Annotated in this window: 9 protein-coding genes; 1 reads left to right on the top strand and 8 read right to left on the bottom strand. The window is 49.4% G+C overall.

Features of this window, described 5'->3' with window-relative positions; genetic code table 11:
- Positions 1-72: 72 nt before the first annotated feature.
- The 8 genes from IH982_02045 to IH982_02080 form a co-directional block, all read right to left on the bottom strand.
- Positions 73-1,164: an FtsW/RodA/SpoVE family cell cycle protein gene (locus IH982_02045; protein MCH7828633.1), complete on the bottom strand. Its 1,092-nt coding sequence runs from the start codon at positions 1,162-1,164 to the stop codon at positions 73-75.
- Between the two features lie 221 nt (positions 1,165-1,385).
- Positions 1,386-2,084 (bottom strand): hypothetical protein, encoded by a 699-nt coding sequence (locus tag IH982_02050; protein MCH7828634.1) that lies wholly within the window; start codon positions 2,082-2,084, stop codon positions 1,386-1,388.
- Between the two features lie 135 nt (positions 2,085-2,219).
- Positions 2,220-4,262 carry an NAD-dependent DNA ligase LigA gene (ligA, locus tag IH982_02055; GenBank protein ID MCH7828635.1) on the bottom strand — a complete coding sequence of 681 codons (2,043 nt, stop codon included), beginning with the start codon at positions 4,260-4,262 and terminating at the stop codon, positions 2,220-2,222.
- 83 nt (positions 4,263-4,345) lie between these two features.
- Positions 4,346-4,711, bottom strand: coding sequence for a hypothetical protein (locus IH982_02060; protein ID MCH7828636.1), 366 nt, complete (start codon positions 4,709-4,711; stop codon positions 4,346-4,348).
- 63 nt (positions 4,712-4,774) lie between these two features.
- Complete coding sequence (locus IH982_02065; GenBank protein ID MCH7828637.1) at positions 4,775-5,317, bottom strand: prepilin-type N-terminal cleavage/methylation domain-containing protein; 543 nt, start codon at positions 5,315-5,317, stop codon at positions 4,775-4,777.
- A gap of 5 nt (positions 5,318-5,322) precedes the next feature.
- Positions 5,323-5,814, bottom strand: a complete 492-nt coding sequence (locus IH982_02070) for a hypothetical protein (protein ID MCH7828638.1) — start codon at positions 5,812-5,814, stop codon at positions 5,323-5,325.
- A gap of 2 nt (positions 5,815-5,816) precedes the next feature.
- The gene (locus IH982_02075) at positions 5,817-6,365 is read right to left on the bottom strand and encodes a prepilin-type N-terminal cleavage/methylation domain-containing protein (GenBank protein MCH7828639.1); all 549 of its coding nucleotides are present in this window, start codon (positions 6,363-6,365) and stop codon (positions 5,817-5,819) included.
- A complete protein-coding gene (locus IH982_02080; GenBank protein MCH7828640.1) occupies positions 6,341-10,162 on the bottom strand; it encodes a PKD domain-containing protein in 3,822 nt (1,273 codons plus the stop codon). The genes IH982_02075 and IH982_02080 overlap by 25 nt, the downstream gene beginning before the upstream one ends.
- A 380-nt stretch (positions 10,163-10,542) precedes the next feature.
- Here IH982_02080 and IH982_02085 point away from each other — a divergent pair, with 380 nt between their 5' ends.
- On the top strand, positions 10,543-11,307 hold the full coding sequence (locus tag IH982_02085) for a hypothetical protein (protein MCH7828641.1): 765 nt from the start codon (positions 10,543-10,545) through the stop codon (positions 11,305-11,307).

Below are 11,307 nucleotides of genomic sequence, written 5' to 3' on the forward strand. Positions count from 1 at the left end.
ACTCACCCTATCGGGTAAACGATAATTTCTAAACTTGGTCATTGGGTATTGGGATTTAGCTAGACATTCAGACTAGTGGCGTTTGATGCTCAAAAGGATCCCCAACCCCACATACAGAGCCAGCAGAGAAGACCCTCCATAGCTCACCAAAGGCAAGGGAAGACCAATAATTGGCAGTAGACCCAGGTTCATGCCTATATTCACAAAGAACTGAAGGATGAAAAGAGTAGCAAATCCAGCCACAAATAGGCGTGGAAAGTTGCTTTTAGCGCTTAACCCAATTTTAAACATCTTGTAAAGTAAGAGTAAGAACAAAACTACAAGCAAAAACACTCCTAAAAACCCAAATTCTTCTGCGATGGCAGCAAAAATGAAGTCAGTTTGGGGTTCTGAAAGAAACCCATACTGAGTTTGGGTTCCCTGGCCTATGCCCTGCCCCAAAATCCCCCCACTGCCAATGGCAATCTTAGATTGAGCCTGGCTCCATCCAATACCCAATGGATCCAGTTCTGGCTCCAGAAAGCTGATTATCCTACTTTTTTGGTAATCATGAAGCACAACACCCCAACCAAATGAGAACAAAACAGTACCAATAATAAGTAAAGTAACAAAGTGACGAAGTTTAATACCGGAAATTAGGAGTAAAACTACCCACAATACGGCCAACAAGACAGCTGAGCCAAGGTCTGGCTGAAGAAATATTAGAAGTATGGGTATGCCAAAATAGATTCCAGATAGCAATATATGTCGTATTCGGTACATTTCAATATGCCTTAATGAGAAGTATTTTGCCATAAGCACAAGGAGTACAATCTTCACGTATTCAATGGGATCAATTGAAATATTTCCAATCCTATACCAGCTTTTCACGCCGCGTATTTCTGGGGCTAAAACAAAGAGTCCAATCAAGGCAAAAACCCCTATAATCCATAAAATAAAGAGGAAATAGGGGTCATTTCGCAAGAGCCGCCAATCAAAATAAGAGATGCCCAGCATAAGCAATATTCCCATGAACAGAAAGATTAACTGCTTTTGAAAGTTGCCAAAATCTTCAAGCCCAATTGAGGAACTATATAGAGAAACGAGTCCAAAAATGGATAAAAGTATTGCGATTCCGGCAATACTCCAGTCAATACTACGAAGATGAGTAAGAAATTTGCGCATATAACATTGATTGCCTAAACGAGATTTAGGAGTCCCTAAATCTCGTTTAGGAACACACCCAAAATATGTTTGAAACTAGGATATAATGGTGATACAAAACCTACTTTTTAAACATTGTGCAGCTATCCTAGTTTTAAACAGATTATGCCAGAGATTAAACGTTTAAAACTAGGAATACTGACTGGTTGCTTAAATGAGATTTAAGAGCTCTTAAATCTCATTTAAGCAGTGTCAAAAAACAGTTTTCTTCCCTCATTCTGTAAATCCTCTATATACGAGGTATAATCTTGTCTATCAGCAAAGAACTCCCCACCCAGAATCTTTAAAAGATTTGCTCTGCCCTCTGGGGAAAGCAAATGAGAGGTTCTGGTTCCAAAAAGGTCAGGAAAGCTTGAATAAGGATACTGCAAAAGAGCGTCTTGGCTGTAGTGGTCAAGTATCTTTTTTATATTAATGTATTTCACCACGCTTGCCAGCTGCTTTGAGTTTACAATGGGGGCAGCTTTAAATCGCCCTTCAAATAAAGTGCCGGTTCTCTTGTTTTTAAGGTTGTAGTATTTAGCAAAGCCCAAGTTAAGCTTTTGCATGTATAAAGGGATTCCCTCTTTTTTTGCCGGGACTATGCCTAAGTGGTAGCGGTCTTTACCAAGAGCAAAGCTAAAGAGGTGCACTAAGGGATCGTGCTCATTTTGCACAAAACCCTTGGGGATCGGCTCACCCTGCAAAATGGCGTTTGATATCTGAAAAATGTCTTTTCGGTACAGGTTAATAACGGGCTTTCCAATGTTTGCAGCATACATTTGAAACACAAACCGGGCCCGATCCTCTTTGGCCGCAAAAATCTCCCTGCCCTCTACCGCCTTTCCTAAAATATGGTAGGGGCGTATTTTCTCAGTGAGCTGTTCTTTTCTTTTTGGCATAGGCTAAGGATATTTTAGCAGGAAAATAAAAAAGCACCAAGAGGCGCAATCCACAGCGTATAATCCCCCATGTTGCTTAAATGAGATTTAGGAACTCCTAAATCTCATTTAAGCAGAATCATCTGCTTCATAGAGTTAGGTTTTAAGGAGGTGGAGGAACTCTTTTTCAGTAAGGGTCTGTATACCCAATTTTTTGGCTTGCTTAAGTTTAGAACCCGGGTTTGCACCCACCACCACATAATCGGTATTCTTTGAAACCGACTCTGAAATATTGCCCCCAAGCTGGCGTATTTTCTCTTTTGTCTCGTCTCTGGTTAAAGTAGAGAGGGTTCCAGTGAGAACAAAGGTCTTGCCCGATATTAAACTTGCCTGGCTGTTTAAGCTGGGTTTAGGATTCTGAATCTTTACCCCCACCTTGAAGAGTTTCTCAAGAAGCTCTTGATTTGCCTTGTTATGGAACCAATCTGCAATACTTTGGGCTACAACACTTCCAACATCTGGAATCTTTTCAAGCTCTTCTTTGCTTGAATTTTTAAGCTTATTTAAACTTAAAAAATAATTGGCCAAAGCTATGGCAGTTTCCTCCCCAACATGGCGTATGCCCAAAGCATACAGGAACCGAGACAGAAACACCTTTTTTGCATCTTTGATAGCCGATACGGTGTTTTGCGCAGCCTTTTCCGCAAACTTTTCAAGAGGTATGAGGTCACCTTCGGTAAGCTCAAAAATGTCGGAAGGTTCCGACAAAAGGTGCTCCTCTACCAGTTTATCAATGATCTTGGGGCCAAGACCAACAATGTTAAAGGCCTTTTTTGACGCAAAGTGGTAGAGATTCTCTCGCTTTTGGGCTAAACAACCCTTATTTGGGCACCTCCAGATTGCCTCTCCTTTTGGACGTACCAGTCTGACACCGCATACCGGGCAACGAGTAGGCATATGAATTACCTTTTCTGAGCCATTTCTCAACTCGGGGAGCGCCTTTACCACAGTTGGGATAACGTCACCGGCTCGCTGTACAACCACGGTATCCCCGATTTTAACCCGCAAACGCTTAATCTCGTCTGCGTTGTGAAGGGTTGCGCGGGAAACCGTGACTCCTGTCAATTGAATAGGCTCAAGCTGCGCCACCGGGGTTACGGCTCCCGTTCTTCCAACCTGAAATTTTACATCTACAATCTTGGTGGTTGCCTGCTTTCCTGCAAACTTTAAGGCACGGATTCCGCGTGGGCTTTTTCCCGCGACCCCAAGATCCTGAAATTCTGCGTTATCATTTACGCTTACAACTATTCCATCAATATGAAAAGGAAGGGAATCACGCTTTTTTTCCATCACTTTCCAATAAGAGAAAACTTCTTTTTTGTTCTTATATACTCTTGCTGTGGGGTCGGTTCGAAATCCTAACAAAGAAAGTATTTGGTGGTCTTGCTCATGTGTTTTCTGTCCAATGTCTGAAACCAAGTCATATGCCATGAACTTTAATGGACGAGCAGCAGCAAGCCTTGGATCAAGCTGGCGAATAGAGCCTGCAGCCAGGTTTCTTGGATTAGCATAAGGTTCTTCTCCAGCCTTCTTCCTTTGCTTGTTAAACTTCTCAAAATCCCGCTTTTCCATATACACCTCCCCCCTTACCTCAATTTCTCCTGTCCTTAGTTTAGCCAAGGATATATCCTTGGCTAAACTAAGGTGTCCTTCAGTCCTCAGGCGCAAGGGTATGCTTTGAATGGTTTTAAGGTTTTGGGTCACATTCTCCCCAAGCCACCCGTTCCCCCTGGTAGCACCCAGCACAAAGACACCTTTTTTATACCTCAAAGATACGGCAAAGCCATCAATCTTAACCTCGGCAAAGTATTCCAAGCTTTTCTTTTGAGACAAGCGCTCCAAGTATTCTTCCCACGAATCAAATTCTTCTTCCTTAAAAATGTCTTCGATGGAGAGCATGGGCGCCGCATGGGAAACCTTGCTAAACTGCGCCAAGGGCTCCCCTCCCACCCGCTGGGTCGGGGAATCTTTGGTGATAAGGTCTGGGAATTGCTGCTCTAAAGCAAACAACTCATGCTTTAAAACGTCAAATGCCTCGTCAGAGATCTCTTGCGTATCTTTAACGTGGTAGAGGTAGCGATGCTTTTGAATGAGGGATTTTAGCTTCTCAATCCTTTCTTTTGCCTCCTCTTTTCTCATATCCCTTCCATTATATCTCTTATATCTCTTTTACAAAAACGGGGTAAGGAGCCCTTATCCCACCTCTGGAAATCTGAGAAAACCTACCTTGCTATTCTCACCGCGCGCCTCGCCTCCTTGTAGCTTCCCGTTGCCTTCACGCAGTAGTTGAAGCCGAGAGCGCCAGGACACCCTCCTGTCCCGGCGTCCTCTGCCAAAAGCACGAAACTTGCCCCGTTCGCCAAGATAAGCTCCCCGGGCGGGATGTTCGAAAACTCCGTGGTGAGACAGGGTGCGTGCTCCTCCTCGTTCGCGCAAAAGGTATTATCAATAAACAGGGCGCGCTCCACACCGGCTTCCGTTGCGTAAAAGGCAAGGACCGCATGCCCCATGCCCCGCAGGATGCCGAGCTGGGAGAACAGAAGGGCACTCGTGCCAAGGGCAATGCCCAAGAGGGTAGTCATAATCATAAAAGCAATATACAGAGATACCCCTTTTTGGCTTTGGAAATTGGTCATTGAAAATTGAAAATTCTAATTAGGGACATCTACTTTTCTCTGGGATACCGTTGTATGCAGCTGAATGCTCGGCTTGGATTCCGGCTTTGGGCCCTGACCCTGAATCACCATGCCGAAGGTCACCCGGGGCTGAAGGTCGTCGGTCTGGTTCTCACCCAAAAGCACGAACTGTAAAGATACGACCTCAAGGTTGTCTGAGGTAAGAAACTCGGCTGGGGCTGGGGGAATGGATTCTTGGATCCTTGTTCCCTGCAGCAGGAACTCATGACATTGGCCGGCGTTGTTCAGGAACTTCACACCCTGCCCGCCCAGGGTGAGCTCATAGTTGAGCCCGCTCGTGGAAAGGCAGGTTGGGCCCAGGTCCTTTTGCGCCTGGCGCAGGACTCTCGTCATGTATTCTGCAAGAAAGGAAGTCTGGTCGAGAAGCTCTTCGGTCGCAAGGGAGTGGCGCTGGGCTATGATGCCCGTGAGTAGAAGGTTTGTGGCTCCCCCGATGACCAAAGAAAAAGCAAGGAGCGAAACCAAGAGTTCTGGAATGGTAAATCCTCGTTCTTTCATATGCTTTAAGGGGCCGGAAGCCAGTTATATAGTTCGGTGGCTATCGTCACGTCGTGACTCCTCGTTCTCTCTACCCACGTTACCTGGACCAAAACCTCCAGAACCTCCGCGGAAGGCTGGGTCACCGTAATCTTTCTTTTAAACAGCGTGTTGGTCCCCACAGTATAGTTGTACAAGCCCGAGCTCAGCTTCAAGACCGAGTCCGTATAGGACACCAAGGCGGCCTGGGTATAGTCGGCCTCGCACCCCGTGGTGCACCCTGTGAGGTTGTCAGTCCAATCTCCCCCCAGCCCCTTGTGAATCTTCAAAAGGTTGGTGTCCCGGATGTTCCGCGTGATCTCAATTCCCTCCTGGGCCAAGTAGGTGGCTTCCAGCTGGAAGACGGCATTCGTGGTAAAGGTGACAGTCTGCTGCACCAACGCAAAGACTCCCCCTGCTCCTAGAACCACCAGGAAGGACGCTGCCAGGACTTCAATTAAGGTGAAGGCTCGCTGCATGGTTAATCAACATCAATGATACCCTTACTGCTTACGGTGACAATCCTCGTGCCAGCAACCCCGTCCTTTCGCTCAAGCACGATCTGCGCCTGCGAGGGGTCTCCCGGCTTTATCCACACAATGGGAGTGGGAGGGATGAACACGATGCTCACGGCGGGAGTAGGCGTGACACTCTGCATCTGTACTCCACTCTCCATGGTAATCGTTTCTACCACCCCGTCCAATCCGGCATCATACGTGTTTGTGTCGTTGCACTCCGCGAACAGAATGTATGACTCAGGGGTGTTCACATTAAAGTAGATGCCGTACCCGGTAATGCTCCCTGTGGCGCAGGTGTAGGCCTGGGCCCTCATGGCGAGCTCCTGCGCCCGCCTCACGTCCTGGCCCACCTTGGCTGCCGTTCTCGCCAAGGCAAGGCTCCGATCCCCTGACCTCCAGTTGGGCAGGATGAGGGAGGTCATGAGAACAATAATGCCAACCACCACCAGGAGCTCTGTCATGGTATATCCTCCATCTCCTTCATTTGTTAAAAGGGTGAAATCTCTTGCCATTCTGGGAATGGAAGGGTTACGTTTACGGTATTTGTATCGGTGCAGGTTCCCGCATCATCCGTTGCTTGGAAAGTCACAAGATAGGCGCCGTTCACGGCATAGATGTGCAAAGGATTCTGCAGGGTTGAGGTTGCCGTATCTCCGAAGTCCCACGACCAGCTCTGACCCGTAGAGCTGGGATCATAGACGGTCTGGTCGGTGAATTGGATTTCTTCTTCGGCAGAAGGGAAAACCGGGACCCACGCAAAGTCTGTGGTAGGATAGGCGTGTACGGGCGTGGTAAAGAAAGGACCCGTTGCCCATTCGGGAGAGGATTGTTGATCAAAGCTGTCCCATACCTTTACCCGCCAGTGGTAGGTGGTGGCATATAAGAGGCCCACGGGAGTATACTCGCTGTTGGAGCTCGTGACCTTTCCTTCATCATCAACGATGTTTGTGAACCCGGCATCGGTTGCCACCTGCACCTGGTAAGCAGACTGGGAATCCCCGGGATTGGGGTCTGAAAACGTCCAAGAAAGGGTCACGTCGGGCGCGGAAACAAAGCAGTAGTCCGTCGTTGCGTTGTTGTGCGCAAGGTTTATGGCCTGGGGCGCAGTGTTCACGGTAACAACAATGGAAACCGTATCCTGCGCAGTGGCGCTTCCCCGGTCAACCTGCGTGTTCGCGGTGTAGGTGCTGGGACTAGCGTAAATGCACAGGTCCTGCACGGCAAAGATATCGGGGGCTGTCACCCTGGTGTTGAAACCGTTGCGCAGCACCCAGCCTGGGTCCGAAACTGACAGGTCAATTCCTGTTACCTCATACTCCCACAGGCTGTCGTTCGTGCAGTCAAACTTAAAGCCGGCGCTCCCTGACGCGGTTCCCGCAACCTGAGAGGAAAGGTCAAAGTTCGTCGTGGTAATCCCAGAGGAAGGGATGGCAGAAAGCGTCACGGAAAGGCTGTCCACCGTAACCACGCCGAATCCCCAGCCCGTGTTCCCGGGGCTGGGAAGGGTGAAGTCTGTGCAGCTAAAGGAAACGTCGTAGCTGCCGGGCGAGGCGAACGTGTGGTCAACGGATACGGTGCACGCTTCCCCGTTCTCGCAGGGAAGCGGGATGATGGTCGTTGCCCCACCGGTGTTCCATTCAGGATTGCCAACCAGCCTCCAAAAGAAGGTGCAGCTCGCAACCTTGCCCACGGGGTCTGACAAAGAAGAGCTGTAGTTCTGGGAAACCCCGGCCTGGGCAGTGGAGGGGGCTGGGGTGCCAACCACCGGGTCTGTGAAGTCCACGCTAAAGTCAAAGCTCTGCCAGCCCGACGTGTTGCCAGCAAGGTCAAAGGCCTGGGTGCGGACTCGGCACCTGTTTATTCCTTCAAACTCGCACACCTCGGGATTTGGCCCCACGCCGATGGTCTTCGTATCCAGGTTGCAGAGGCGCGTTAAGGTGCCGGACGTCGTGTCTGGCCCCCCGGGATTGAGGCCGATGAACTCGTACTCACAACTGGCTGCAAGCCCTGAACCAAGGTCAGAATCATCAAAGGTCGCAGTAAAGTTGTCCCTATACCAGGTGCCGGGTGCGGGGTCGGTCACTACTGCCGTGGGATTCTGCTTGTCCACCTGGATCCTCTGGGGCGTGCTTTCAACTGTTGGGTTGTTGGCATTGTCCAGCACGTGGAGGCCGTACCAGTAGGAGGCGGTTGCCAAAAGATTGGTATCAATGTAGGAATCGGTGTCGGTGCTCAATGTGGTAAAACCGGTGGTCTTCGTAGAAATAGGGTTGCTCTCTTCGTTTCCCGGATCGTCCCACTCATTCGGGGATACGGTATCAAGTACGCCATTGCCATTTATATCAAAAGCTCTCCACACCTCAATTTGTTGTAAGTTGGAGCCTCCGGCATCGGAAACGCTCCACGAAACCGTCCCGTTCGGAGCAGCGTTGTTTATCCAAGCCGGAAAAGCAGGAGTTGCCGTAAAGATGGAAATGCTGGGGTCTGTGGCATCTACCAAGAAGGCTCCAGAACTGGAAGAGGAGCAAAGGTCGCTGGTGTCACACACAAAGGCAAAGTAGTTGTTGGTGCCCTCATCCGCAGCCTGGGTGGTATATGTAGGGTTGCACGTTGCGTCCGTGCCAGATGGTACAGGGGTAGTATTTCTACACCATCGATTTACAGCTCCTCCAGAACAATCTCCTCCGGAAGGAGTGGTATTGTTTTTGCATACATAGAAGGTTACCGAATCTCCATCTGGGTCGCTCCAGTTTGCCGTAAACGTGATCTGTGCTGCTGCTTTGATTGGATCTGGTGTATCAGAAACAGTTGAGATGGTGGGGGCTTGGTTTAAGATAATGTTCCATGTATAGGAGGCGGGCGTCGGATCTGTGTTCCCTGCAAGATCAGTAGCCTGTACATCAAAGGTATGGGAGGCCTCAGAGAGTCCAGAATAGTTTTTGGGAGAAGTGCAACTTGAAAACCCTCCACCGTCCAACTGACACTCGAATGTGCCAGATTCCGTACTGGTGAAGGAAAAAGATGCTGAACTCGAAAAACTCGGATTGGGTGGGTTACTGGTAATAGTGGTATTAGGAGGCGTGATATCCTTTATCAGTTTGATGGGCCCCCGCACCGTTCTGCTGGGGTCCAGACTATCGGAGGAAACCCCTCCGCAGTGGGCGGTTGCCTCATCAATGCAGTTGTTTGCATTATCCACGGTATGTACACCGTACCAGTAGGTGCCCTCTGGGAGGCCGCTGTTGATAAAAACATCGTCATCCGTATCTAGGGTGTCAAACCCGGTGGTCTTGGTGAAGACGGGGTTTGGTTGCGTGCCTGCAGTGGGACTGCTGTCATCCCACTCCGACCCTTGAAGGATTCCGTCTCCATTCGCATCCCACGCCCTCCACACCTCAATCTGCTTTAAGTGCGATTCGCCGGTATCCAAAGTAGTCCAGGCGATGGAAGGATCGCCATTGATTATAACCGTAGTAGTGGAGCATGCGGCGCCCGTACAAGAAGTGCCGTCCACAGAAAAAGCGGTAATGTTGGGAGCAATGAGGTCTATCGTGACAATCTGCTCTTTGGTAATTTCCGTATTCCCTGCGGTATCCAAAGAGCGGAAACGCACGATGTGCGTGCCGCTGGTCGTCAGGTCAAAGGGGACGCTGTAGGTCAGGCTGGGTACGCAGGCACTCCCTATACAATATTGCGTGATGTCGCAGCCTGAATGCGGGTCGGCGCAAGAGAGGGAAACGGAAACTGTCTCTGCGTACCACGTGCCCAGACAAGAGACAGAGTTACAGGCAATGTTCGTGGTTGGGGCTTGATAGTCGACGTTGAAGTTCGGCGCTGCCACATTACAGAACGCAAAATCGTCTGGGCACTGTGTTACATTCCCGGCATTGTCTTCTGCACGAAGGTCAAGCTGACATTTTGAACTTCCTTGCCCATCCTCTGCACAATAGCCAGTATCTCCTACGGTAACAGTCACGGTTAAGGTGACAGATTCGCCCTCGCACGTTCCCGTTGCGTTCAGCCACGCTGTCGTCCATCCTGGCAAATCAACGTTCCAGAGGCGGTATTGACATTCTTCGAGACCGGAGCCGCCTGTATCTTCGTAGACCACCTGGCAAGTAAAGTCCGCAGTTTTCCATCCAGACCCCGCTGCCTGGCTGCACAGATGCGAAATTGCACCTACGTTATAGGCAAACCCAAACAAAAACACAAAAACCACCAAAACAATGGCATGTCTCTCAAGTTTTGTTAAAGCTGTAATCCTTTGCCTCATTAAAACAGTTTCTTTATTATATCCCTTCCGCTCCATAGAATAAAGCAACTTACCCACAGCGTGAAAGCAAGAGAAGGCATGGAGGGTCACTTTGTGCTCTTCCGCGTCGACTCCATAACGCAAGAAGGAGCCAAGATCTCCTACTTGTTCCGCTAAGTGCGAAGGCACAAAGCGGGAAAGGGGTCGGTTGAAACACACCGGCCCCTTTTTCTTTGTTTTTACCTTTACCTTGACAAGAAAACTTAACGAGATTAAGTTCTCCTAAATCTCGTTTAGGACATATTCGGGAATCCTTAATTTCATTTAGGAAATATGCGAAAGGTTGACAAACCTACTTTTGGAGGGTATAATATAGGCAGATCCTGAACAAGTGAATATTCGCGAGTTTGGGATACTCAAAGAAAGGAGGTGCCGAAATGGCACACGCAGAACATTCGCAGCAGGTTGCGGTGCCAAAGCGCATCTCCACGCGTTGGCCTGCAATCCTCATACCCATAGTCCTCATGGCTTTTCTTCTGGGCTTGGGGGCACTGATCGTCCTGAACATTGGTTCTGCAGGGGAGACTTCCTCGCAGACAGAGACAGTGGATACTGCTCCGGCAGTGACGGAGAGCGAACCAGCTCAAAACCTTGAGCCGGGAATGTCTGCGCCTGCTACACCCATAATCTCCCTCCAAGAGGTAGACTGGGTAGGGGTAGACCTACAGATTTTCACGTGGGATCAGATGTATCTCCGTGAAGAGAAAGAGGAATGGCTCCGTGAAAATGTCTACCCGAAGATTCAGCGAGATCCCTGGTTCTTAAAGCCCGGCGCCAAAGAAGGTTTCCCTGCGGGGTTCGTCTCGCTGTATGCCGATGGCAATGTCTGGTTTGCCTCAGTAATAGACCTGACATGTCTTCAAAACTGCGTTCGTCCTGCTGACCTCGTTGGAACCCAGAGGGATATAGTGACTCGCTTCACCTATCGGCTTCTTGCTTCGCTTGACGCAGGAGAAACGTGGATGGAGTTCGTACCACCCTCTCAGTACCACCAAGACAACCTTCCCCTGGCAGGAGAGGGTTACACCATAGGAGTGCGGGACAACGGGGAAACAGCAAGCTTCTACATCGGCATCCAGGAACCCGGCAAAGGTTCCGTGTACCGAGAATACCAGGCCACGATACCCAAGAGCCCTTCCTAG

The sequence above is a fragment of the Patescibacteria group bacterium genome (assembly GCA_022563395.1).
In the GTDB taxonomy this organism is placed as follows: Bacteria; Patescibacteriota; Minisyncoccia; order Minisyncoccales; family UBA10102; genus 01-FULL-49-22b.